Here is a 23111-nt window from a genome sequence, read left to right as displayed (position 1 = left end):
TCATTTACTCCCCGTCGCCGCGAACGCCCCGGTCAGCCGTCCGAAGACCCACAAGATGGCCAGCGTCATGACCAGCAGGACAACCCCCAGCGCGCTGGCCGCGCCCCAGTCCGCATAGACCGCCATGGACCGTTCGATCTGCATCGCCCACATCATCACCCGGCCGCCGCCAAGCAGCGCCGGCGTCACGTAAAAGCCAAGCGAGAGCACGAACACCAGGATCACGCCCGCCCCCAGCCCAGAAAGGGTGAGCGGAACGTAGATCTGCCAGAATGCCCTGATCGGTGACGCCCCGAGATTTGACGCGGCCTTCATGAGATCGAAATCGACGCTCTTCATGCTGGCATAAACAGGCAACACGAAGAACGGCAGCATGATGTGCACCATGCCGATGGTCGTGCCCGTGAAGTTATGCACCAGTTTCAGCGGCGCATCGATCAGGCCGAAATCCATCAGCCATGTGTTGATCAGCCCCTTGCGTTGCAGCAGGACCAACCACGCATATGTGCGCACCAGAAGGGACGTCCAGAATGGGAACAGCACGCAAAGCAGAACCAGGCTCGACATGCGCGGGCCCAGTTGCGATGCCAGATAGGCCAGAGGATAACCCAACAGGATGCACAGACCCGTCACCAGAAACGCCAGCTCGAACGTGGTGATCAGCGTCTCCTTGTAGGAGGGATGCAGCAAGCGGGTGTAGTTTTCCACGGTGAACCCATTGGTGTCATAGATCGACAGCCAGAACAGCCAGCCAATGGGAATCAACACCAGACTGCTGACCAGAACCAGGGCTGGCAGCGACAGCGACAGCAGCTTGCGCTGTTCGGCGCGCGACTGACGCTCAAGCGCCCGCGCATTTTCCGGCCTGGCGCCGGTTGCAGGATCGGTGGCAGCTTCCGTCGCGCTCATGGGGTGTCGTCCTCGGCCAGGATCACCGTGTCCTGCACCAGCCATGACAGGCGCACTTCGCTGCCGGGCTCTGGCAGGGAATAGTCGCTGCGATGCTGACTGCGAACAGCGATTTCGTGGTCCCCGTGTATGTTGATGTAGCTGACGAAACTGTCGCCCTGAAACACGTTCTGGCGCAGCGTTCCCGTCATCTGGTTTTCGTTGTCGGCCGGGCCGCTCTCGGCAATGCGAAGCATCTCGGGACGCAGGATCAAGGTCTGGTTCGGCCGCTTTGACGCGGGCGCTGACTGCGTCTTGATGGGGTGGCCGAACAGGCTGGCCGCGCCATTGCTGACCTCGACCGGCAGACGGTGCGTTTCCCCAATGAAGCTGGCCACAAAGAAGGTCTCGGGCCGCTCATAAAGGCGTTGCGGTGGATCGACCTGCTGTATCCGGCCTTCGTTGATGACGGCAATCCGGTCCGACATCGTCAACGCCTCGCGCTGGTCGTGGGTGACATAGACGGTGGTGATGCCCAGCCGGTCGTGCAGGGCGCGGACCTCGAACTGCATTTGCTCGCGCAGGTTCTTGTCGAGCGCCGAAAGAGGCTCGTCCATGAGCAGGATGCGCGGCTCGAAAATCACGGCGCGGGCCAGCGCAACACGTTGCCTCTGGCCACCCGACAGCGCATCGATCCCCCGGTCCCCCAACTCGGTCAGTTGCACGAGGTCAAGCGCCCGGTCGACGCGCTCGCGGATCTGGGCCTTGCCGATGCTGCGCAGTTTCAGCGGATAGGCGAGGTTTTCGGCCACTGTCATATGCGGAAAGAGCGCGTAGTTCTGAAAAACCATGCCGATATCGCGCTTGTGCGGCGGCAATAGCAGTATTTCGTCATCTCCAAACTTCACCGACCCGCTGTCGGGGCGCACGAACCCGGCCAGCACCATGAGCAGCGTCGTCTTGCCCGACCCGGAGGGGCCGAGAAGGGTCATGAATTCACCGCTGTGGATGTCGATGCTTACGTCGTCGAGCGCGTGGAAGGCACCATAGGACTTGACCAGCGACGACACGCTGATCGGCAGTGCCTTGTCCCGGCCTGACGATGCTGCGGCAGTATCCGGTCCGGCGGAGGCCGGACCGGGCGATTTGGGTATGTCATGCATCAAGGATCAGTCCTGAATGAAGAAGTCGAAGTCCTGAGTGAGTTGGTCGATGTTCTCGGCCCAGTAGTTGGAATCCAGGACAAACCCTTTGCCAGTGTTATCGGGATGGCTCGGCAGGCCTTGGGCCACGTCTTCGGGGATGACGCCGGTGTCAAAGGCATCCGCATTCGCCGGACCGTAATTGATGAACAGCGCAATGCGTGCCTGCACTTCCGGACGGCTCATGATCTCGATCGCCTTCATGGCCAGATCCTTGTTCTTGGCCCCCTTCGGGATGATCCAGCAATCGGTCAGCACGATCTGCTCCTCCCAGGTGATGCTGACCGGAGCGCCCTCATCGGCGATCGATTGGGCGCGGCCGTTCCAGACCATCGCCATATCGACCTCGCCATCCTGAAGGACCTGCGCCGATTGCGCGCCTGAGCTCCACCAGACCCCAACGTCGTCCTTGAGTTCCTCGAGCTTGTTGAAGGCGCGTTCGGTGTCGAGCGGGTACAGCTCGTCCATCGGCACGCCATCGGCAATCAGAGCTGCCTCCAGGTTGTAGACCGCACTCCGGCGCATGCTTCGCGGCCCCGGATACGTCTCCGTATCCCAGAAATCAGCCCAGGAATTCGGCTTGTCGTCAGGGAAAACCTCGTCGTTGCGGGCCAGCACGGCACCATAGACGAGGTTGGAGATCCAGCCTTCGCCTTTCATGCTGTCCGGAATGCCGGGCACTGACAGGACTTCCTCACTCAGCATCTCGACATTGCCCTCGTTCTCCAGCAAGGCGCAGCTGTAGTTGCCTTGCTGAGTCAGATCCCAGGTCGGGCTACCCGAGGCGACCTGCACGCGCACATCCGCCGGGCCCGAGGTCGTGTCCTCGATGATTTCGATGCCGAGCTCTTCTTCGACGACATCAAACCACGCCTTGCGCTGCGCCTCCTGATACGCGCCGCCCCATGACGCGATCGTCAGCGTATCTTGCGCAAGCGCCGTGCCGGCGCCCGATGCGACAACAACCGTGAGCGCCGTAGCGGACAACAGTGTTCTGCGAATACTCATCTTGTAAGTCTCCCTGATGGTTTTTTTTTGGTTTAGTGAGTAATTGGCTTACCTTACGTCATGCTGTCTCGAATCAGAGGCGATGTCGAGCAGTGAATTCCGCCGCCATTCATCTGCACCCGATCATATGGCACGGTCACGATTTCGACGCCCTCTGCCTCAAGCGTGGCGCGGGTGGCATCGGATATCCCGTGCGGCATCAATACACGTCGCGGGCGCACCGCGAGGCCATTCACGATCCAGCGGTTATCGGCGTCGGTCATCTCGATGGCGCGTATGCCCAGCTCCTTGAGCTTTTCCAGAAAGGTGAAGGGCAGGCCCTGCGCCCAAACCAGCGCCAGGTCCTCTGCGATCATCAGGAAATGCCCGTCGATGTGGATGTCATACCCACGCAGATCGACGACCAGCAATTCGACCCCGACATGCGCGAGCACCTCGCGGATCTGGGCTATGCCCTCATCGTTCTGGCGGATACCCCGCCCGATGACAGCGGTTTTCGAGTTCAGCCAGGCAAAGCTGCCGCCCTCGGCCATCGCGCGGCCCTGCAAGGTCCGCAGGATCGGCGCGCCCGCCTTTGCCAGCGCGCGGGTCACGACCTGCTCTTCGCCCTGCCGCATGCGCGGCGCAAGCCGCGTGACGATCGCGCCACCGGGCACCGCAATGCAGGAATCGCGCGTGTAGACCGATTTGAATCGCCCACCCGTGACGCCGTCGAGGTAGATCACCTCGGCCCCTTCCGCGCGCAGCGCATCGGCCAGCCCGTCATGCTGGGCCTGCAACTCCGCCAGATCGGGGATGTCCCGGCTTTGCCAATACCAGCCTGCATCGATATCGCCATATCCGCCGGTCTGTTCGATTGTCTTGCTTCGATCGATCACTTCGAACTCGGAGCCGGGGCGATGCATCAGAACCGCGCGGATCTGCCCGACATCATTGTCGCAGCCCCAGTTGCGGCCCCACAGACGTTCCATACGGTCCGGATCCTCGAATGCGGGGTCGGGCTCGGAGCCGAACAACTTGATCGTGGCGCTGTAGACGCCGGTATCTTTCTGGCCTGGAACCTGTGTCGTCATCATGGCCTTCCTCAGCGGACTTGTGTGACTTCAAATCTACGCTAAGGTGTGAGTTAAATTATAACAACCGCAGGAAATTTCCGATTTTATGGAAAAAAACTCACAACACAAAAAGCCGGGCCAGACTGCTGCTGGCGCAAAGACACCCGAGAAAAGCGCGGGGCAATTGCGACGACTGCCCCCGTTCAGTGCGCTGCGCGCCTTCGAGGCCACGGGACGGCGGGGCAATCTGACCCACGCGGCCGAGGAGCTTTACGTAACGCACGGCGCCATCAGCAAGCAGGTCAAGGCTTTGGAAGATGCGCTAGGTGTTCCGCTGACGCGCCGGGCCGGACGCGGGATCGAGCTGACCTCCAAGGGTCGGCGGTTGATCCCCTTTCTGACCAAGGCGTTCGACGACATCGACGCCGCGCTGCGCACCGTCAGCAGCGAGACCTTCGAAGGCGACATGATCATCTCGTGCATGCCGGGCCTCACGAATGCGTGGCTCATCCCGCGGCTGCCGTCGTTTCTGGACCAGTATCCCAATGTGTCCCTGACAGTGTTTTCCACCAATCAGCTCAACAGTCACGAGGCCGATATCGAGATCCGGTATGGGCGGCCCGACTGGCCCAACCGAAATATCACGATGCTCCGGCAGCTTGACGTGTTCCCGGTGTGCAGCCCCCGGCTGATGAACGGCCCCGAGCCGGTGCGCCATATCGACGATCTGTTCAACCACACACTGATCGACGAGCCGGGCGGCGCCCATTGGCGGGAATTCTTCGTCTCGCAGGGCAAGGACCCGTCGAAGGTCACGCGCACCCTGCGCTTTCAGGATTTTACCCATTGCATCACCGCCGCGCGCGAAGGGCTGGGCGTCGCGATGGGCGACGATCTGACCGTGGAGGGCGATCTTGCCGTAGGCCGGCTGGTCAGGCCCCTGCTCGCCGAGGTCCGTCGCCAGAGCTTGGCTTATTACCTGGTGACCGCGCCTGACCAGCCGCTCACCGGCGCGATGAGGGCCTTCATCAATTGGCTGACGCTAGAGATCCAGCGAAAGGACCGCAGCTGACATTGACGCCTGCGCTGCGGCGTTGGGCCGGGCCTTTCGACACTAAATATTCAAGGAATGGAAAATGGACATTACCCCCATAGATACGATCGTCATCAACGGAAAGATCGCCACGATGCGAGCCCCCGGAGAGTTCATCGAAGCGATGGCCATCTCGCGCGGCTGGATCGTCGCGACCGGCAGCACCGCCGACATCCGGGGCCTTGCCCCAAATGCAGATGTCGTCGATTGCATGGGCCGCACCGTCCTGCCCGGCTTCATTGACAGCCATTGCCACCCTGACCTGCATGGCGCGCGGCTGGGGCGCTGGACCGACCTGTCGAAAGGCCCGGACAGCCTGCCGGAATTGCTGGACCTGATCCAAACCAAGACTGAAGGCACGCCGCAAGACACCTGGTTCGTCGGCTTTGGCTATGACGATTTGCGCCTCGGCGGCTATCCGGCGCGCGATGCACTCGACAATGCCGCAGGCGGGCGTCCGGTGTTTCTCTACCGTCGCGACTCGCATCTTGGCTTTGCCAACAGCGCGGCCTTGGCCAAAGTGGGGTTCGACAGCGACTCGCCCGACCCGCCCTTTGGCCGGATAGACCGCCACCCCGAGACGGGCGAGCCGACGGGCCTGCTGCGCGAGACCGCCGCGCATGCCATCGTCAATCTGTGCCAGAGCGCGTTCACGACCGAGGATTTCATCGCCGGATTGCAGCACGTCTTTGCCGATTTCGCGACCTATGGCATCACGTCGGTTCACAACTCGCTGGCCTCGACCCACGGGATCGAAGCGTATCAGCGCATGCGCGATGACGGTGTTCTCAAGATGCGCGTGGGCCTTCTGGCCAGTGGCCGCGAGGACGATCTGGTCGAGGCAATCATTCGCTCGGGCTGGCGCACCGGTTTCGGAGACGAATGGGTGCGACTGACCGGTGTCGAATGGTGTCCTGACTGCTCGACCAGCGGTCGCACGGCAGCCTACTACGATCCCTACATTGGCACCAAAGTCATCGGCGAGCCTGACGACAACCGCGGCATGCTGCTCTACGAGGCGGGGGATTTCAATCAGCGCGTGCTGCAAGCGCATCGTGCGGGGCTTCTGGTGGGGGCAGATGGGGTCGGCGACAGGGGCATCGACTTCGTACTCGATGCTTATGAGAACGCGCTCCACCATCATCCGGTCGAGGATCATCGCATGCGGGTCGAGCATTGCTGCAATGTCACGCCGTCGATCCTGAAACGACTGAGCCGCCTCAAGGTGATCTGTTCGTCGGCGACGGGATTTGCCTACGATCTGGGCGATGCGTATATCCGCAACCGGGGCGCAGAGGCGATGCGCTTCATGTGGCCCCATCGTTCCATGATCGACGAAGGCATCATCGCACCGGGGCATTCGGATTCGCCGGTGTGCCACCCCAATCCCATGCGCGGCATTCATGCGCTCGTGAACAGGCTCACCTCCACCGGCGCCGATCTGTGCGCGGACGAGGCAATCACCGTTTTCGAGGCGCTCCAAGCCTATACGGTATTGGGAGCCTTCGCCGGTAAAGAGGAGCATATCAAGGGCTTGCTGACAGTCGGCCGACTCGGAGATTTCACGGTGCTCGAGGACGACATTTTCAACATGCCCCATCACTTGATCGCCGAGACGCGCGTGGCGCAGACCTTTGTTGGTGGCCACTGCACCTTTGACCGCCACAATATGTCTTAGCGGTCATCAGAAATGCCGACCATCCTCTTGGTGCGTCAGTTGCCGCACACCGGAAAATGGCAGGTATAGATGTGATCCGGCGCATGCTGCGTGACGCCTGGGGCCTGATCGCTGCACATGGGCTGCGCGCGCGGGCAACGACCGTGAAATTCGCAACCGTCCGGGCGGTGCCGCGGGCTGGGCATTTCGCCGTCCAGCGTGATGCGTGCCTTTGCAGCATCAGGGTCAGGCTCGGGGTTCGCCGACAACAGCGCCTCGGTATAGGGATGACAGGGCGCCTGCCATATTTGATCCGTCGGCCCCTGTTCGACGAAGCGCCCCAGATACATGATGGCCATGCGGTCGGTGATGTGGCGCACCACGTTCAGGTTATGCGTGATGACAAGGATCGCGATGCCCAATCTGTCCTGCATTTCGGCCAGCAGGTTCAGCACCTCGGCCTGCACCGACATGTCCAGACCCGCAGTCGGCTCGTCTGCGATGACGAGGCGCGGATCGAGCGCCAGAGCGCGCGCGACACCGACGCGCCGCGCCTGCCCCCCCGAGAGCTGATGCGGAAACCGTGAAGCGAAATGCGCGGGCAGCCCCACCATCTCGAGCAGGCGTGTCGCCTCCTTCCCCATGTCAGCGGATTTGCCATGGATCTTGAGCGGCTCGGTCACGAGGCTACCGATGGTCAGGCGCGGCGAGAGCGATCCGATCGGATCCTGCCACATCATCGCGATCTCGCGCCGCAGCCGCGCGTATTCACGCGCGCCGGCCCCGGTGATGTCGCGCCCGTCGAAACGGATCGTGCCGGAATGGGCGCGCTTGAGCCCGATCAGAGTGCGCGCGACGGTCGATTTGCCCGACCCACTCTCGCCCACGAGGCCCAGCGTTTGGCCCTTTTGCAGGGTAAAGGACACACCCGTGACGGCGTCGAATTCACGTTCGGCCCCGGTCAGCGTGGCGCGCAGGCGCCCCATCGAAGGATAGCGGATACACAGGTTTTCTACTTCCAGAAGTGCGCTCATGCCGCGGTCTCCTTGTCCAGAAGGTGGCAAGCGGCGAAATGATGCGGACCTGACGCGGGATATCGCGCGGGATTTTCGGAGCGGCACCGATCCCAGGCATGTACGCAGCGGTTGGCGAAAATGCAGCCCTTCGGGACGTCCACCAGATCGGGCAATGTGCCGCTGATCGTCGGAAGCTGGCGCGTGGCCACCTTGATCCGGGCCGGGTCACATTCCAGCAGCGCCTGCGTGTATGGATGTCCAGGGTTGCGAAAGACCTCGCGCACGCTTCCCTGCTCGGCCACCTCGCCAGCATACATCACCGTCACATCGTCGCAAAGCTCGGCGACGGTGCCCAGATGGTGCGAGACAAAGACGATGGCGCAGCCTATCTCCTGCTGCAACTCTCGCAGGAGTTCGATGATCTGCACTTCGAGCGTGGCATCGAGCGCGGTCGTCGGCTCGTCCGCGATCAGAAGATCGGGTTTCGTCAGAAGGGCCATGGCGATGCAGACCCGCTGGCGCATCCCGCCCGAGAATTGGTGCGGATAAGCCGACAGCTGCGCCGCCGCGTCGGGAATGCCGACACGTTCCAGCATGGCCGCCGCGCGCTGACGCTTCTCTGCCTTGGACCCGGCGTCGCGATACTGGATATCCAGCATTTGGCGGCCAATGGTCGTCACGGGGTTGAGCGCCGTCATCGGGTCCTGAAAAATCATCGCGACGCGCTGCCCGCGCATGTCGCGCAATTGGCGCTCGGACATCTTGGTCACATCCTCGCCGTTCAGCAGGATCGCGCCTTCCGCGACGACCGCGTTGCCTGCCAGCAGGGCCGCAAGGCTGTAGGCGAGCGTGGACTTGCCGCAGCCGCTCTCGCCCACCAGCCCCATGATCCGGCCCTTGGCCACCGTCAGGTTGATGTTGCGAAGCGCATGAAGCCGTCCGCGAGGCGTGCCAAAGTCGATTGACAGGTCCCGCACCTCCAGAAGGGTTTCGTCACTCATAGGTCTCGCCTCAACTTGGGGTCGAAGATGTCGCGCAGCGCTTCTCCAAAGAAGGTGAAGCCGAGCGTGACCAGAATGATGGGTACAGATCCCGCAATAACCGGCCATGGCGAATTGCGAATGAAGTTGTAGCCGTCATTCAGGATGGTCCCCCAGCTTGGAGCGGGGGGGCGCACCCCCATGCCCAGAAAACTCAGCCCCGCCTCAGTCGCGATGACCATCGGCACGTCCATTGAGGCCAGGATCAGCAGCGGGCCGAGGACATTGGGCAAAATATGCAGGCCCAGAATGCGAAAGGTGCTGGCCCCCATCGCCTTTTCGGCCAGTATGAATTCGGAATTGCGCAGGACCTGCGTCTGGGTCCGCACGATGCGGGCATAGATCGGGATCGANTGCTGGCCCCCATCGCCTTTTCGGCCAGTATGAATTCGGAATTGCGCAGGACCTGCGTCTGGGTCCGCACGATGCGGGCATAGATCGGGATCGAGGTGATGGCGACGACCAGTATGACCGTGTAAAGCGACGGGCCAATCAGCGTGACGACGGCCAGGCCAAAGACGATCACCGGAAACGACCGGATCGCGTCGAAGACCAGCAGCAGTATGTTGTCCAGCCATTTCGGCCCGTATCCCGCAATCAGGCCCAGCGCCAGGCCGACGCTCATCGCCGCGCCCAGCGTGGCGAATGCGACAAGCATGGCGATGCGCCCGCCCGCGATCACGCGGCTCAGCAGGTCGCGGCCCAGATGATCGGTGCCCAGCCAATGATCCCACGAGGGCGCGCCCATGCGCGGCCCGAGCATGATCTGGTTCGGGTCATAAGGAGCGAGCCATGGTGCAAAAGCGGCTGTGCATACGATGATGAGCACAAGGATCAGCCCCATCAGGCCCATCGGGTTGCGCAGCAGCTGGCTCATGTAGATGCGAAGAGCGGAAGGCCCCTTGTGGCTGACGTGATTTGCGGTTGCGTTGGCCACTTACAGACCCTCCCGTTGGCGCGGGTCGAGCCACGCAATGACCAGATCCGAAATCAGTGTCGCCAGCACGATGATGGCGGTGGTGATCAGCACGGCGCCCAGAACGATCGGATAGTTCCGCTCGTTCACCGCCGACACGATCAGCGCGCCGATGCCGGGGCGTGCAAAGATGACCTCGACAAAGACCGCCGCAGAAAAGAGATGCGCAACGCCCGCGCCAATCAGCGTAACCGCAGGCAGGACCGCGATGCGCAGCACATAGGCGCGCGTGATCAACCTTTCGCGCAGGCCGAAGGCACGCGCCATACGGACGTGGTTTTCGCCCATCACCTCCAGCATCGAGGCCCGCACCATGCGTGAGATGTAGCCCACCCATGAGACGCCGACGGCAAAGGCCGGCAGGATAAGATGCACGATCTGCTGGCCCAGCCCCTCGCCCGCGCCAATGGCCGGCAGCCAACGCAGCCAGACCGCAAAGATCAGCACGCCGTAAAGCGCCATGACGAAGGACGGGATCGAAATGGTGCCCACCGACAGCACGCCAGTGACGCGGTCGATCCATGTGTTGCGCCGGATCGACGAATAGGCCCCCAGCGGAATGCCGATGGCCGCAGCCCAGACGATCGACGCCCCGATGAGGGTCAGCGTGTAGGGCAGCGCCTCCATCACGATGGTGGTGACGGACCGCCCCGTAAAGATGTCCACGCCCATGTCGCCGCGCAGCAGATTGCCGAAGAATATCATCATCTGGACAAGAAAGGGCCGGTCCAGCCCCATGGCCTGGCGCGTCTGCTCGATCAGTTCGGGCGTGGCGCGTGGCCCGAGGACCATCACCGCCGGATCGCCCGGCACCAGATGCAGCATGACATTCAGCAGCGTCACGGCCACGACGATGATCAGCACCGACAGAAGCAGCCTTTGTATCGCATAGATCGCCATTGTGCCCTCGTCCCCCGATTGGCGCCGCAAGACGCGCCTTGGATTGTGGCCCGGCCCCTTTTATCGGGGCCGGGACTGTCGTTCAGATCCGGATCAGGCCGGTTTGAAGCCCAGATAGAGCGGACGCGCGTCGGGGCGCAGCGCAGGCTCCACGTCGTCGCGGAACATCACCGGGCTGCCTTCATGCGTGAGGAAGCGGTAGGCACCGCTCTCTTCCATCATGTCCTGCATCTGGCGATACATCTCGTCGCGCTTTTCCTGGTCTTCCTCACTCAGCGCGGCCTCGTGCAGCCGGTCGAACTCGGGATTCGAGAAACGCTCCCAGTTCCACACACCGACCTGCTCGGTCGTGAACCACGAGGTCGCATAGAACGGATCGGGCATCATCGAGAAGCGGTTGATGACCAGTTGCATGTCCTTCCAGCGGTCTCCCTCGCTCTCCATGCCCAGCGTCCAGAACGAGCCTGAATCCTGAACGTTGACCTGCACCTGGATGCCGATCTGTCCCAGTTGCGCCTGGATCACTTCGGCGATGGTCTTCCAGGTGGTCGCATTGAGCGTGTCGATGGTGATGGGCTGCGACGGCGCGCCGCCGGCCGCTTCCAGATATTCCCGCGCCTTGTCCAAATCGCCCTCGGGCGGCACGATGGACTGCTCGCGGTGGCCGGTGAGGCCGGGCGCGATGAGGCCGGTCGACGGCTCGGCCGCGCCGAAATAGGCGGCATCCATGATCTGCGGCACATTGATCGCGTATTGGATCGCCTTGCGCAGGTTTTCGTCCTTGAGCGTCTCGTTCTCGAGGTTCATGCCGACCCAGACATAGTAGAGCGAGGGGTATTCCTCGATCACGGTGTTCGCAGGCGGGTTGGCCTTGTAGTTCTCGAGGCTCGACAAGGTGATGGCGGTATAGTCCAGATCGCCCGCCTCATAGGCGCGCTCGGCGACCTTTTCGTCGTCCATCGGGATGATGCGGATCTCGTCATAGCCGGGCTTCAATTCGCCCGAGTAGTCGGGGTTGCGCACCATCTTGACGTATTGATTGGGCTTCCATTCCTCCAGAATGTAGGGGCCCGAGAATGCGGGCGGCTCCATCCCGAAATCGCTCCCGTCTTCGGTCGCTTCCATGACGGCCTTTTTCGACACGATATGGCCAACCCCGTAGGGGATTGAGATGGTCCAGAGCGGCTGAAACGCCTTTTCCAGCACGATGGTGCCAGCGTATTTGTCATTCTCGTCCAGCTCGACCGACTGAAGCGGGCCCCAGTCGCCCTTGACCGGGCTGTCATGCTCCAGCACGCGCTCGAACGAGAATTTAACGTCCTCGGCCGTCATTTCGCCGTATCCACCAGAGAACATGATGCCCGGCTTCAGTTTGAACCGGATATGGGTGTCGTCGATCTGCTCCAGCTCCTCGGCGGCCTCCAGCTCGATCTCCCACTCGCGGCCGGGCTTGTAGCGGGCCAGCTTGTGATAGATGCAGTTCATCACGTCGACGTTGTAGCCGTTCTGATAGAAACCGGGATCCAGCTTGTCGATATCGGCGTATGAAAACGCGTGCAGGACGGTGCCTGACTGCGCCCAGACGGCGCTGGCCAGCGGCATCGTGCCGGCGGCAAGGCCCGCGGCAGCCGCGCCTTGCAAAAATCCGCGCCGGCCGAGCGTGATGGTGTGAATGTCGGTCTTCATGACTTGATCCTCCTTGGGGGTGTCGCGGTGCGCCTCATGGACGCCCGTCTTGGTGAACTCTGATCTCAAACGTGGTCGCGCGCTAGCGTCTCGTGCCATTCCTGCTGATGCGCGAGGGTCTCTCCCTCCCAGGCGCGCAGGCGGGCTCGTATGCCCCAGTTGTGGCGCGTGGACGTCACTTCGGTTTCGGTCACGGAGCTGACCTCCCAATCGCCGCGCTGCATCTTGTGATGCCAGACGATGCGGGCGATCGGGTGGTGATCGTCCGCGCTCTCCAGCTCGTAGATCTCCTCGCAATGGGCCGTGATGGTCAGATCATTATCCTCGATCCGATAGGTGCCGTCATCATCGATGACCGTGACACGCGCGCCGCCATTCTCCAGACGCTCCACCTGCCAGTCAAATCCGCCTTTCGTGAGGGTCTCGACCGCCAGCGGGGGCGCAGCGCGCGCCGTGCCCAGATCGTGCAGCTCTCCGTCCGGGCCGCTGCGCTCGGGCAGCGTCAGTGTGCACTGGCCCAGATCGAGGCTCAGCACAGCCGCTTCGGGCGAGGGCCAGGCCATCGGGAAATAAGTATTGGACAGCGCGAGGCGCAGCTTGTGCCCCTTGCGCAAGGTCTGCGCCACATGCTTGAGCGGAACGCGCGCGGTATGCGTGCGTCCGGGCGTCAGCGCCTCGGGATGTTCGTGGCTGTCGCGGTGCGTCAGGTTCAGCATGCCATAGCTCACCCGCGTCGCTGTTCCCTCGGGCGACACATCGACCAGACGCGCGGCGATCAAGGCGCCGGGCTTGTCGCATGTGAAGGTGATGGCGAGCGTGGGGTCGCCCGCAATCTCGAAATCCGCCTCCAGCGGTGCGGTTTCAAACACCACACTGTCGTCGTCGTCCGGCCCCTGATCCACCGGCTGATCCCCGTGATTGGCATATGAGCACCATTTGCCCGCCTGAAGACCAACCGTGGCGGGGGTTGAGACTTCGGCGCTGCCCTGCCCCGCCGCGCCGCGGCCAAGCGCGCCGCTCTCGTTCATCGCCCAGGCGACACGGGTGACGTTGGGCGACGGCCACGACGGCTCGGATACCCAGCGACCCTCACGGCTCGCGTAGCTACCAGCTGGCGCTGCGTGGTCCTGCATGAACAGCCGAACCTGCGGCTCGTCCATGATGCCGGTCCCCTGCCCCTTGAGCCACTGATCCCACCAGCGCAGCTCTTCGCCGAGCCAGTCGATCGCCGGTCCGGGCGCGCCGATGTGCGGATATTTATGCGCCCAAGGTCCGACCAGCGCCTTTTTTGGGCAGCTGAGGTTTTCCATCAGACGAAACACCGTCCGCGGATACCCGTCGGCCCAGCCTGACGCGGCATAGACCGGCACCTGAACGGCGGAATAATCCTCGCAGATCGACCCATGCTTCCAGAACGCATCACGCGTCTGATGCTCGAGCCAGTTCTTGAGCCAAAGGCCACTGCCTGTCAGGCGCTCCATCCACATCTCGCGCCAGCTCTCCCCGACATGGCGCGGATCGGGCGGCAACGTGTTGGCCCCGAACATCAGGCTGGCCCAGCTGATCTGCTCGCACAGCATCGTGCCGCCCATGTAGTGGATGTCGTCGGCATAGCGATCATCGGTCGAGCAAAGCGTCACCACGGCCTTCAGCGCGGGAGGCTGCAAGGCGGCAATCTGAAGACCGTTGAAGCCCCCCCAAGAGATGCCGACAATACCCACATTGCCGTCACACCACGCCTGTTCAGCCAGCCACGCGATCACATCACAGCCATCCTGAAGCTCTTGTGCGGTGTATTCGTCCAGCATGAGACCTTCGGATTCGCCGCACCCGCGCAGATCCACACGCACATAAGCATAGCCGTGACCGGCGATGTAGGGCGCGCGGGCAACGTCGCGCGCCAAGGTGCCGTCGTTCTTGCGATAGGGCAGATACTCGAAAATGGCAGGCACCGGCGCATCGCTCGCGGTCTCGGGCAGCCAAACGCGCGCGGCGAGGCGCGTCCCGTCCGGAAGAGCGATCTGCATATGCTCGATCTCGCGCACTTTGTGAGGATAGTTCGTAACGATCTGCATGGGCGGGCTCGATTTCTTGAAGGGTGTATTTCGGCGGCAAGTAAACGCCTCATGGTCCTGCGCCGCAACTTCGCAGGCAAACTGCTCTTGACACTTTTTGTGCGTCAGTATGCGATAGTGGGCATGACCAATGATCCCTTCGCCGCCAACCTCGCCTTTGCCTGCAGCCTTTTGCCGTCAATCACCGAAGTCTGTCGCCGCATCGGCGTCAACCGGCAGCAGTTCAACAAGTATCTCGCCGGCTCTGTTCGACCTTCGCGGCACAACATGCGCCGCATCTGCGACTTCTTCGGCGTCACCGAATCCGAGCTGTTGATGGACCCTGCCCGGTTTTCCAGCCTGATATCGCTGCGCAAACCCTTGCCACATAGCGAATCCTTGCCCCAGCACCTCGATGTCGTCGAGAAATTGCATCGACTGTCTGGCGAGATGACGCGCTATACAGGGTGGTATTTCCGGTACTTCTATACCTTCGGCTATCCCGGTCACATTACCCGATCACTGGCCGTCATCACCGAAAAGGACGGTCGGCACCTGTGGAAGAATATCGAAGTCGGGACAAACCCCGAGCTTCCTGATGACCGCTTCGTCAGCAAATACGAAGGGCTGGCCTTCCATCTGGGTCACCGCATCCACATCATCGAGCATGACGTTCTGGCGGCTAGTTCGATCACGCAGCTTATGCTCTACCCGTCCTACACCCCGCGTCCCGGCCATCTGCGCGGCGTCCAGACCGGCGGTTCGATGCGGCGCGGTCGCAAGCCGGCCGCCTCGGCGGTCGTGCTGGAGTTTCTGGGTGAGCGGATCGATCTTCGCCGCGCCTTGGCGCGCTGCGGCCTGTTCGAGCCGCAGGACATCGACGATTGGGTCAAACTCCTCATCCACAACCAGATCGGCCCCGAAGAATGGGTCTTCGAGATCGACGAGATTTGAAGGTGCCGGTCTTTTTCAGGTCCATCCGGCGCCGCCGGACGCTATTTTACCGACAGGTAGTCGGCTGACACATATCCGGTGATGCCGGGCAAAGATCCAAGCGAGACCTGGCACCAGAGCTGGCCGATTTCAGTCACGCAATCGCGGCGGATCAGATCGGTCCCATCGGGCAGGCCAAGCACCACCCGATAGCCCAGACCGGGACCGGCCCGAAGCTTCAGCAGCTCATCCGGCCCCGCGCCCTCGACCATCGTGCGGTTGCCCGGTGCGGCGCCGCAACTGGCGACGAGCATGAGCGCCAAAATGGCAAACGGTGCAGTTCGGTTCATGACTTGCCTCATTCATTGTCAATTCTTCTATCTTCGGGCGAATGCTTGTCATGTCTGCCCGGTCTTGCGCCAGTGTTTAATGATCGGGCGGCCATTTTGGCCAGGGGTTTTACCCCACCCCCGTGCTAAACGCATCGATCCGGTGCTTGCAGCCAAGGCACGACCGCGTTTCGGCAACGACGATCCCGGCCCAATCACCGCCGAAGAGATCCCGCATATGACAAGGGCTTTGCCCCCAACTCTGCAATCTGCCGGGTTGGTGGGAACAGATTTCCGTGTTGCGCGTTGGACTTGCGAATGAAGCCCGGAACAGGGAGCAGACTCATGCCAGATTGGATGATACCCGTGACCCGGCCTGCGGGTGTTTCGGACGGCGGGGCCGCCCATCTGGTGATGACCCGGCCATTTGCCAGCCATGACACAGCCTGTTCGACGTCGCTCCCGGCGGTGCAGTGATGGAGCGTTCGTGGGCGGACGGTGTTTATTGCGGCCCGGCCCCCCTTCCGGCCGATATCCTGTTGCAATGGAACCTCGATCCGGTCTTGCTCCTTGGCCTTGCAGTGATGGCCCTCACTGTCGGGCGGCGCAGGCCCGGCGCGGCGGCCGTCGCGGTTCTGGTGATCACCTTCGTCTCGCCGCTCTGTGCGCTGTCGGTCGCGCTGTTCTCGGCCCGTGTCGTTCATCATGTCCTGCTGATCGCGGTTGCGGCCCCGCTGCTTGCGCTGGCGTTGCGCCCGGCGCGCCTTGTGGCTGTCTTTCCGGCCTTCCTTGTGGCGACGGTGCCGCTTTGGCTTTGGCACTTGCCAGCCGCCTATGATGCGGCCCTGTCGAACGTCGCGATCTATTGGGCGATGCAGGCGACCCTGTTCGTGCCCGCCGTGATCTTCTGGCGCGCTGTCCTGCATCCCGATCAGCCCGCAGGATCGATGATCCTGCTGATCTGGGCCGGTTTCATGCAGATGGCGTTCCTGGGTGCCTTGCTGACGCTGGCGCCTCAAGCGCTCTACGAGATCCACGCGGTCGCGCCGATGGACTGGGGGTTCACCTCGCTTCAGGACCAGCAACTTGGCGGTCTGATCATGTGGATTCCGGCCGCCCTTCCCTACCTCGCCTTCGGCGTGCTGGCGGCACGGCGCGGCTGGGGTCGCCAGCCTGCCGCGCAGCCATGAACGAGCTTGCAAAAGGCCTGATCCCGCACTTCAAGGGGCTGCACATTGCGGCCCTCATCTTCTGGTGTGGCGGACTGGCGGCTCTGCCGTTGATGCTTTCGCTGCACGACAAGGCGGCCAGTCAGGCGGATTTCACGCGCATCCGCCACATCACCCATTTCAGCTATGTCTTTGCCATCACCCCCGCTGCGCTGGTGGCCATCGGCTCGGGAACCGCGCTTATCTTCCTGCGCGAGGCCTATGTGCCGTGGTTGTTCGCCAAGTTGGTCTTCGTGGCGCTTCTCGTCGCTTTCCACGCTTGGATCGGCGGCATCCTCACGCGGGTTGCCGAGAGCGCGGGCCAGCATGTCCCGCCCAAGCCCGTGCTGCCGCTGATCCTGCTGCTGGTGCCGGTCCTCGCCATTCTGGCGCTGGTCCTGGGGAAACCCGACCTGCACGGCCTGCCGATGCCTGAATGGTTGACCCAGACGCAGGACGGTCAGCTTCCCTTCGCTGCCCCCAAACCGTAATCGAAAACGAGCTTGCCGCCATGCCAACCCGTCGCCCCGACCACAAGCACGTTGAACGCCGACAGCAGGATTCCGTATGGCAGGATCACGGTCTCGTATCCGGTCATACGGTATCCCCAGTTCGCCCCCAGCAGCGACAGCAGCAGGACGGCGATTGCGGCATGGGTCCAGGCGGCGGAGCGAACCCGAATGCCCGGCACCATCAGCAACTCCATGGTTCCCGACAGGGCCGCGAGAAGCCCGAACAGAAAGGCCGTGCCCGAGGCCCAGACGGCAGCGCGGGCCCAGAACGCGTCGCCTGTCCACCAATAAAAGGCGTCTGCCCCGAAGGTGCAGAAGGTCAACGCCACGGGAAAGGCCACCGTCATGGCGTGGATCGGGTGACCGAGGATCGCGATCTTGGACGAGGTCAGTTCGAAGTCTGGGTTGGTGGTGATCGGGTCCACCAGCGCATCGTCCGGGGTTTTGGCCAAATCTTGGGTCTCCGGGTCTTGCGTCATCGTGGTTTTCCTTTTCGCAGGGGCGGACGCCTGTTCTTTACGCTTTCAACGCTGATGCTGCTGGTTGGTTGCACCGACCGGCTGTCCGTCCTTCATCCGGCCGGGCCGGCCGCCGCGGCGATTGCAACCCTGTGGTGGGTGCTTCTGGCCGGGGCGGTCGCAATCTTTGTGCTCGTCATGGCACTGCTGGCGCTGGCGTTCCGCGTCCGCGGGTCCGACGCCCCGGAGGCGGAGCGCGGCGGCGAAGGCCGCTGGATCATCGGTCTGGGCCTCGTGTTTCCAATCACCGTTCTCGCGGCCCTGCTCGCCTACGGGCTGGTCATCGGCGAACGCCTGCTGCCACGCGCCGGAACGGATGTCGTGGCCGTGGAGGCCGAAGCGCGGCAATGGGCCTGGCGCTTTGCCTACCCCGGCCTGAGCGTGGAGGATACGGACGGCGTGCTGCACATTCCCGCAGGCCGTCCGGTCGATGTGCATATCACCAGCCTTGACGTGATCCACAGCTTTTGGGTGCCGCGTCTGGCGGGCAAGCTGGATGCGATTCCGGGCCATGTGAACGTGCTCAGGATTCAGGCCGACATGCCGGGCGATTACGCGGGCGTCGGCGCCGAATTCAATGGCAAGGGCTATGCTGGCCACCGATTTGTCGTGACCGCGCATGATGCGGACGCCTGGTCCGAATTGGTCGAAGGTGCCGCCCGATGAACGCGCTGCGCCGCCACCGCGAACTGACGCGGATCTGGGCCTCCGACCCCGGTTGGCGCGGCTGGCTGACCACGGTCAACCACGGCGACATCGGCCGGATGTTCCTGCTGGTTGCCGCGACGTTCTTTTTCATCGGTGGCATTCTTGCGATGCTGATCCGGGCGCAGCTGGCCACGCCGCGCTCGCCCTTCATGGGCCCCGAGATCTACAACCAGATCTTCACCATGCACGGCACGATCATGATGTTCCTCTTCGCCATTCCCCTGTTCGAGGGGCTGGCCGTCTATCTTCTGCCGAAACTGCTGGGAGCGCGCGACCTCGCCTTTCCGCGTCTGACGGCCTATGGATTCTGGTGCTATGTGTTCGGCGGCTCGATGCTGATCTTTGCGCTGCTGGCGGGCATCGCGCCCGATTCCGGCTGGTTCATGTATCCGCCGCTGTCGTCAACCCTTGGCAGTCCGGGGATCAATTCGGATTTCTGGCTGATCGGCATCACCTTCGTCGAGATTTCGGCCATCTGCGCTGCGGTGGAGATCACCGTTTCCATCCTGCGCTACCGCGCGCCGGGAATGACGCTGTGGCGCATGCCGATCTTCGCCTGGTATGCGCTGGTCACCTCGCTGATGATCCTGACGGGCTTTCCGCCGTTGATCCTCGGCTCGCTTCTGCTGGAGCTGGAGCGCGCCTTTGGCTTGCCGTTCTTTCAGGTCGAGCATGGTGGCGACAGCCTCTTGTGGCAGCACCTGTTCTGGCTGTTCGGCCACCCTGAGGTCTATATCATCTTCCTGCCCGCCGCCGGGGTCATCTCGACGATCCTGCCGGTGATGGCGCGCACGACCCTGCTGGGCTACGGGTGGGTTGTGGTCGCGGCGATTTCGCTTGGCGTGCTCAGCTTCGGCATCTGGGTGCACCACATGTTCGCCACGGGCATTCCGCACATGGCGCTCGCCTTCTTTTCCGCCGCGTCCACCCTCGTTGCGGTGCCGACGGGGGTGCAGATATTTGCCTGGCTCGGCACCTTATGGAAGGGGCGCCCGCAGATGCGGCTGCCCATGCTGTGGATCGTCGGGTTCTTTGCGACCTTCGTGATCGGTGGCCTGACCGGGGTGATGGTCGCTGTCGTGCCGTTTGACTGGCAAGTGCACGATACGGCATTCGTGACGGCACATCTGCATTATGTGCTGGTGGGTGGCTTCGTCTTTCCGATGCTGGCCGCACTCTATTACTGGATGCCGCATCTGACCGGGCGCAAGCGGTTCTTCAACCTGGGCGAGACGGCGTTCTGGCTGGTCTTTGTCGGGTTTCACGGCACGTTCCTGCTGATGCATTGGGTCGGGCTGCTGGGGCAGCGCCGCCGGATCGACACCTATGATGTCGGGTCCGGGTGGGAGGTGATCAATCTGATCTCCTCGGTTTTCAGCTTCGTCATGGCGATCGGCTTTGCCCTGATCCTGATCGACGTGGTGGTGAACGCGGTTCGACGCTCGCGCGGTCCGCGCAACCCGTGGCGTGCGGGCACGCTGGACTGGGCCATGCCGATCCCGCCCCCGCCCTACAACTTCGCCAGTTTGCCGGAGGTGACGTCGCGCGATCCGTTGACCGATGACGCCGATCTGGCGGTGCGGCTGGCGAAGGGCGAAGGCTATCTTGGCACGCCGCGCGCCGGCCTGCGCGAAACACTGACGGTCGACACCGCGACCGGGCGGCCCGATGGCATTGTCGTTTATCCGCAAAACACCTGTTTGCCGATTATCATGGCCTTTGTGACCGGGGGGATTTTCCTCGGCATGCTGATCAAGGCCTACTGGCTGGTGCCGCTCTCGGGTGCTGTCGTCGTTGCCCTCGCAGTCCGCTGGGTCTGGAGCCTTGGCCACAGGACCGATCAGGGCCCGCAGGCCGCCGGACACGGCATGACGCTGCCCTATGCCTCGGAGACCGCCCATCCCCCCGGCTGGTGGGGGTCGGTGTTCCTGCTGATCGCCAATGCGACCTTCTTCGGCTCGCTGCTGTTCGGCTATGCGTTTCTCTGGACGGTCGCCCCCAACTGGCCCCCGCCGGATTGGGCCGTCACCAACGTGCTCTGGATTGGGGTCGCCGTCGCCGGAGCACTCATCGCACCGATCGCCATCCGGTTTGCCTCGGCCAGACTTCACCGCGGGGGCAGCGCCCTTGCTGGCCTCATCCTGTCGCTGATCGGCACGCTCGGGGTGATGGCGGGCGCCCTGTCGATCCTGCTGGCACTGCCTGACCCGGCCCGCCACGCGCATGATGCGACCTTGTGGGTGATCGGCGGCTATGCCCTCTTCCACGCCGCCCTCGCGGCCCTCATGTCAGCCTTCGTCATCGGCAGATCGGCGACCGGGTATCTGTCGGCACGCCGCAGCGGTGAAGTCCGGATTGTCCGGCTCTGGATCGATTATGCCGCGGTCATCGCGCTTGTCGCGCTGGTGGCCGCCTTTGCCCCCGAGGTCTTGTCATGAGCGAGGTAATTCGCCTCTTCGGGCCGCTTGTGCTGTGGCTTGCCTCCTTCAGCGCCGTCTATGGGGTGCATGGCATCGCTTGTGCCCAAGGCTGGACCCACACACCTGTCGTCGCCGCCGCGGGGGTCGCCTTGGCCCTGCAAGTCGCGTTCCTGCTGGTCCTGACCAGTCAAGCCTCGGGCATGCAGCGGGGAGTGAGCCGATGGGCCAGCATCACCCTTGCCATCATCGGGATCATCGCGGTCATCTGGACCCTCTTCCCCGTCGTGGTTTTGACGGCCTGCACGTCGTTCGATGCAGGATAGACCCGCAGACCAGGCCAGTTCGCCGCGATATAACTGGTTCGCGAATTCCGACGGATTTAATCGCGATTGGGATTCAATCCCTGTATTTGGTCATGTGCAAACGCTAGCGAGCACCCTTACCCGGCTCCAGCCAGATTCTTCTGACAGGATCAGGCTATCCGGTATCCAAATCGCGGAAAGTGGACGCACACAGCACCCACATCTTCGGAGAAGCGTTCTAAAACGACTGTCTCTGCATCCGCGTAGCGTATCTTCCCTGAAACTGGTTTCTCGCCGCCATTAACGTCAGGTTGAATCGTTACGGATTGCCCGACCGAGAGGCGCTGAGGGTCGTCCGCGGCCACACCCGTCATGGCCGTTGGCTCCAGTTCCTTTGCGCGCGTTATGGCATCCTGTGGGTCCATTTCGCTCGGGGCGCCATGGCCAAGTTCACGGATATTTCCCTCCCAGCGAACGAGGTCTTCGAACTCGGACAGAAACGATGGCCCGTCTGCCCATCGGCACCGTAAGAACCAAACAATATGGTAGAACTGTGCATCTATCGCAGTCGGCTGCGAACCGAGCAAGAATAGGCGCCCATCAGACAGTTGCGCGTTCAGCCATGACAGGGGCGCGCGCATCTGGGACATCAGATGTGGCAGATCGGCGTTGGCATGCTTAAGCCCTGTGGCCCAGTCCTCGCCAAAGTAAAGACGTCCACGATCCGCAGCAATGTCCTTGTCCAGACTATCGCCAGCCGCACCCAGAACGTGTCGCACTGTCAGGTCAAACAAGGTCCCGTCCGTCCACCTGCTGAGGCACCACATCAAGCCCTGCTCCGTCGTGGACATGAAGCCAGGGGAGGGGTATCGCCGTTCAAGTTCCCGGATGATGCACTGGCTGTCACAGTAAATGTCCGCACCGATCTGCATGACCGGCGTGCGCCGGTAGCCGCCAGTGAGAGTTGTCAGCATTGGTTTGGGTGGCAGGCGCGGGACTTCCACGCTTCGCCACGCAAGTCCCTTTATGCCAAAGGTGACTCTGACTTTCTCGGCAACAGGAGATTGCGGGAAGGCGTGAAAGATCACCTCGGACGTTGGATCAGGCAATTTGTATTCCTTTTCGAACAATCAGCTCATACATGGATTTTATAGGAAAAGGCTACAAAACCGCCCCGCCCTCCTCAAGGCTCTGTAGCACGAGTTCTATCAAGAATTCCCGCCGTGAATCGAGGATGGAGGCTGCGATCTACAATTTTTTTGCGCAGCGTAACGAGAAGCCGAGGCTTTCTATTTTGGGCTTCTAGATTGATTTTGCAGATCAAAACCCGTTCCTGCGTTTGCGTTGTGCTATTGAAGAAGGGTAGTTTCTCTGTTTTGTCGTTGGTGCGCGCCGCGACAGCGCGCTTATCGTCGGAATGGCACTATGAAATCGTCTGGATCACATCCCTTCACTGGGCCAGAGCTCTGCGCACATGAAGCGCATGAAGTCGTCGCACTTCTGCGCAAGGGAGAAATCACACCGGGCGATCTGATTAATTCATCGCGAGCGCGCACCGAAGCTGTTGAGCCCAGTATCAATGCTATGCCCACCACCTGCTGGGATC

At 62.4% G+C, this 23111-nt stretch carries 23 protein-coding genes and 1 pseudogene; 10 read left to right on the top strand and 14 right to left on the bottom strand.

The window, feature by feature from the left end; translation table 11 throughout:
- Genes V8352_RS18495 through V8352_RS18480 form a run of 4 tightly spaced genes read right to left on the bottom strand, consistent with a single transcriptional unit; the run spans position 1 to position 4171 of the window.
- A complete protein-coding gene (locus tag V8352_RS18495; protein ID WP_336425768.1) occupies positions 1-909 on the bottom strand; it encodes an ABC transporter permease in 909 nt (302 codons plus the stop codon).
- Positions 906-2051, bottom strand: coding sequence for an ABC transporter ATP-binding protein (locus V8352_RS18490; RefSeq protein WP_336425767.1), 1146 nt, complete (start codon positions 2049-2051; stop codon positions 906-908). The genes V8352_RS18495 and V8352_RS18490 overlap by 4 nt, the downstream gene beginning before the upstream one ends.
- A gap of 6 nt (positions 2052-2057) precedes the next feature.
- Positions 2058-3098 (bottom strand): ABC transporter substrate-binding protein, encoded by a 1041-nt coding sequence (locus tag V8352_RS18485; RefSeq protein WP_336425766.1) that lies wholly within the window; start codon positions 3096-3098, stop codon positions 2058-2060.
- A gap of 53 nt (positions 3099-3151) precedes the next feature.
- The gene (locus V8352_RS18480; RefSeq protein ID WP_336425765.1) at positions 3152-4171 is read right to left on the bottom strand and encodes a dimethylarginine dimethylaminohydrolase family protein; all 1020 of its coding nucleotides are present in this window, start codon (positions 4169-4171) and stop codon (positions 3152-3154) included.
- 166 nt (positions 4172-4337) lie between these two features.
- Between V8352_RS18480 and V8352_RS18475 the strand changes: the two genes are divergently transcribed.
- Together V8352_RS18475 and V8352_RS18470 are read left to right on the top strand one after the other, a co-directional pair.
- Complete coding sequence (locus V8352_RS18475) at positions 4338-5225, top strand: LysR substrate-binding domain-containing protein (RefSeq protein ID WP_336425764.1); 888 nt, start codon at positions 4338-4340, stop codon at positions 5223-5225.
- Between the two features lie 64 nt (positions 5226-5289).
- Entirely contained in the window at positions 5290-6924 is a 1635-nt protein-coding gene (locus V8352_RS18470) for an amidohydrolase (RefSeq protein ID WP_336425763.1), read from the top strand.
- Between the two features lie 35 nt (positions 6925-6959).
- Here the strand turns inward: V8352_RS18470 and V8352_RS18465 are convergent, their stop codons facing one another.
- The 7 genes from V8352_RS18465 to V8352_RS18435 form a co-directional block, all read right to left on the bottom strand.
- A complete protein-coding gene (locus tag V8352_RS18465; RefSeq protein ID WP_336425762.1) occupies positions 6960-7937 on the bottom strand; it encodes an ABC transporter ATP-binding protein in 978 nt (325 codons plus the stop codon).
- Complete coding sequence (locus tag V8352_RS18460) at positions 7934-8920, bottom strand: ABC transporter ATP-binding protein (protein ID WP_336425761.1); 987 nt, start codon at positions 8918-8920, stop codon at positions 7934-7936. The genes V8352_RS18465 and V8352_RS18460 overlap by 4 nt, the downstream gene beginning before the upstream one ends.
- Entirely contained in the window at positions 8917-9267 is a 351-nt protein-coding gene (locus tag V8352_RS18455) for an ABC transporter permease (protein WP_336425774.1), read from the bottom strand. Before V8352_RS18455 ends, V8352_RS18460 begins: the two co-directional genes overlap by 4 nt.
- Complete coding sequence (locus V8352_RS18450) at positions 9165-9803, bottom strand: ABC transporter permease (RefSeq protein WP_442971065.1); 639 nt, start codon at positions 9801-9803, stop codon at positions 9165-9167. The genes V8352_RS18455 and V8352_RS18450 overlap by 103 nt, the downstream gene beginning before the upstream one ends.
- Before the next feature lie 93 nt (positions 9804-9896).
- Complete coding sequence (locus tag V8352_RS18445) at positions 9897-10865, bottom strand: ABC transporter permease (protein ID WP_336425759.1); 969 nt, start codon at positions 10863-10865, stop codon at positions 9897-9899.
- A 63-nt stretch (positions 10866-10928) separates the two neighbouring features.
- Positions 10929-12590 carry an ABC transporter substrate-binding protein gene (locus V8352_RS18440; RefSeq protein ID WP_336425758.1) on the bottom strand — a complete coding sequence of 554 codons (1662 nt, stop codon included), beginning with the start codon at positions 12588-12590 and terminating at the stop codon, positions 10929-10931.
- Positions 12587-14596, bottom strand: coding sequence for a CocE/NonD family hydrolase (locus tag V8352_RS18435; protein ID WP_336425757.1), 2010 nt, complete (start codon positions 14594-14596; stop codon positions 12587-12589). Before V8352_RS18435 ends, V8352_RS18440 begins: the two co-directional genes overlap by 4 nt.
- Before the next feature lie 123 nt (positions 14597-14719).
- Here V8352_RS18435 and V8352_RS18430 point away from each other — a divergent pair, with 123 nt between their 5' ends.
- A complete protein-coding gene (locus V8352_RS18430; protein ID WP_336425756.1) occupies positions 14720-15529 on the top strand; it encodes a helix-turn-helix domain-containing protein in 810 nt (269 codons plus the stop codon).
- A 41-nt stretch (positions 15530-15570) separates the two neighbouring features.
- Here the strand turns inward: V8352_RS18430 and V8352_RS18425 are convergent, their stop codons facing one another.
- On the bottom strand, positions 15571-15858 hold the full coding sequence (locus V8352_RS18425; RefSeq protein ID WP_336425755.1) for an SH3 domain-containing protein: 288 nt from the start codon (positions 15856-15858) through the stop codon (positions 15571-15573).
- Positions 15859-16182: 324 nt separating this feature from the next.
- On the opposite strand from V8352_RS18425, the gene V8352_RS18420 reads away from it, so the two are divergent.
- Genes V8352_RS18420 through V8352_RS18410 form a run of 3 tightly spaced genes read left to right on the top strand, consistent with a single transcriptional unit; the run spans position 16183 to position 17536 of the window.
- On the top strand, positions 16183-16314 hold the full coding sequence (locus V8352_RS18420) for a hypothetical protein (RefSeq protein ID WP_336425754.1): 132 nt from the start codon (positions 16183-16185) through the stop codon (positions 16312-16314).
- Positions 16314-17027 (top strand): cytochrome c oxidase assembly protein, encoded by a 714-nt coding sequence (locus tag V8352_RS18415; RefSeq protein WP_336425753.1) that lies wholly within the window; start codon positions 16314-16316, stop codon positions 17025-17027. Before V8352_RS18420 ends, V8352_RS18415 begins: the two co-directional genes overlap by 1 nt.
- Positions 17024-17536 (top strand): CopD family protein, encoded by a 513-nt coding sequence (locus V8352_RS18410; RefSeq protein WP_336425752.1) that lies wholly within the window; start codon positions 17024-17026, stop codon positions 17534-17536. The genes V8352_RS18415 and V8352_RS18410 overlap by 4 nt, the downstream gene beginning before the upstream one ends.
- Here V8352_RS18410 and V8352_RS18405 read toward each other — a convergent pair.
- Complete coding sequence (locus V8352_RS18405) at positions 17506-18036, bottom strand: DUF2231 domain-containing protein (RefSeq protein WP_336425751.1); 531 nt, start codon at positions 18034-18036, stop codon at positions 17506-17508. The genes V8352_RS18410 and V8352_RS18405 overlap by 31 nt on opposite strands.
- A gap of 54 nt (positions 18037-18090) precedes the next feature.
- Here V8352_RS18405 and V8352_RS18400 point away from each other — a divergent pair, with 54 nt between their 5' ends.
- Genes V8352_RS18400 through V8352_RS18390 form a run of 3 tightly spaced genes read left to right on the top strand, consistent with a single transcriptional unit; the run spans position 18091 to position 21526 of the window.
- Complete coding sequence (locus V8352_RS18400; protein ID WP_336425750.1) at positions 18091-18741, top strand: cytochrome c oxidase subunit II; 651 nt, start codon at positions 18091-18093, stop codon at positions 18739-18741.
- Complete coding sequence (gene ctaD, locus V8352_RS18395) at positions 18738-21221, top strand: cytochrome c oxidase subunit I (protein ID WP_336425749.1); 2484 nt, start codon at positions 18738-18740, stop codon at positions 21219-21221. The genes V8352_RS18400 and ctaD overlap by 4 nt, the downstream gene beginning before the upstream one ends.
- Complete coding sequence (locus V8352_RS18390; protein ID WP_336425748.1) at positions 21218-21526, top strand: hypothetical protein; 309 nt, start codon at positions 21218-21220, stop codon at positions 21524-21526. Before ctaD ends, V8352_RS18390 begins: the two co-directional genes overlap by 4 nt.
- Positions 21527-21675: 149 nt before the next feature.
- On the opposite strand, the gene V8352_RS18385 is transcribed toward V8352_RS18390, so the two are convergent.
- The gene (locus tag V8352_RS18385) at positions 21676-22635 is read right to left on the bottom strand and encodes a glutathione S-transferase family protein (RefSeq protein ID WP_336425747.1); all 960 of its coding nucleotides are present in this window, start codon (positions 22633-22635) and stop codon (positions 21676-21678) included.
- Between the two features lie 295 nt (positions 22636-22930).
- Between V8352_RS18385 and V8352_RS18380 the strand changes: the two are divergent.
- Positions 22931-23111, top strand: a pseudogene (locus V8352_RS18380) (amidase); the annotation flags it as partial.

The organism is Roseovarius sp. D0-M9 (assembly GCF_037083805.1).
GTDB lineage: Bacteria > Pseudomonadota > Alphaproteobacteria > Rhodobacterales > Rhodobacteraceae > Roseovarius.
This window is presented reverse-complemented; position numbering and strand designations above follow the sequence as displayed.

Excerpts from the sequence above, each read along its gene's own strand:
- V8352_RS18410 (WP_336425752.1), top strand. The coding sequence starts at position 17,024 with ATGAACGAGCTTGCAAAAGGCCTGATCCCGCACTTCAAGGGGCTGCAC.
- V8352_RS18460 (WP_336425761.1), bottom strand. The coding sequence starts at position 8,920 with ATGAGTGACGAAACCCTTCTGGAGGTGCGGGACCTGTCAATCGACTTT.
- V8352_RS18495 (WP_336425768.1), bottom strand. The coding sequence starts at position 909 with ATGAGCGCGACGGAAGCTGCCACCGATCCTGCAACCGGCGCCAGGCCG.
- V8352_RS18490 (WP_336425767.1), bottom strand. The coding sequence starts at position 2,051 with ATGCATGACATACCCAAATCGCCCGGTCCGGCCTCCGCCGGACCGGAT.
- V8352_RS18390 (WP_336425748.1), top strand. The coding sequence starts at position 21,218 with ATGAGCGAGGTAATTCGCCTCTTCGGGCCGCTTGTGCTGTGGCTTGCC.
- V8352_RS18430 (WP_336425756.1), top strand. The coding sequence starts at position 14,720 with ATGACCAATGATCCCTTCGCCGCCAACCTCGCCTTTGCCTGCAGCCTT.
- ctaD (WP_336425749.1), top strand. The coding sequence starts at position 18,738 with ATGAACGCGCTGCGCCGCCACCGCGAACTGACGCGGATCTGGGCCTCC.
- V8352_RS18405 (WP_336425751.1), bottom strand. The coding sequence starts at position 18,036 with ATGACGCAAGACCCGGAGACCCAAGATTTGGCCAAAACCCCGGACGAT.
- V8352_RS18435 (WP_336425757.1), bottom strand. The coding sequence starts at position 14,596 with ATGCAGATCGTTACGAACTATCCTCACAAAGTGCGCGAGATCGAGCAT.
- V8352_RS18485 (WP_336425766.1), bottom strand. The coding sequence starts at position 3,098 with ATGAGTATTCGCAGAACACTGTTGTCCGCTACGGCGCTCACGGTTGTT.
- V8352_RS18465 (WP_336425762.1), bottom strand. The coding sequence starts at position 7,937 with ATGAGCGCACTTCTGGAAGTAGAAAACCTGTGTATCCGCTATCCTTCG.
- V8352_RS18415 (WP_336425753.1), top strand. The coding sequence starts at position 16,314 with ATGGAGCGTTCGTGGGCGGACGGTGTTTATTGCGGCCCGGCCCCCCTT.
- V8352_RS18420 (WP_336425754.1), top strand. The coding sequence starts at position 16,183 with ATGCCAGATTGGATGATACCCGTGACCCGGCCTGCGGGTGTTTCGGAC.
- V8352_RS18480 (WP_336425765.1), bottom strand. The coding sequence starts at position 4,171 with ATGACGACACAGGTTCCAGGCCAGAAAGATACCGGCGTCTACAGCGCC.
- V8352_RS18400 (WP_336425750.1), top strand. The coding sequence starts at position 18,091 with ATGCTGCTGGTTGGTTGCACCGACCGGCTGTCCGTCCTTCATCCGGCC.
- V8352_RS18470 (WP_336425763.1), top strand. The coding sequence starts at position 5,290 with ATGGACATTACCCCCATAGATACGATCGTCATCAACGGAAAGATCGCC.
- V8352_RS18425 (WP_336425755.1), bottom strand. The coding sequence starts at position 15,858 with ATGAACCGAACTGCACCGTTTGCCATTTTGGCGCTCATGCTCGTCGCC.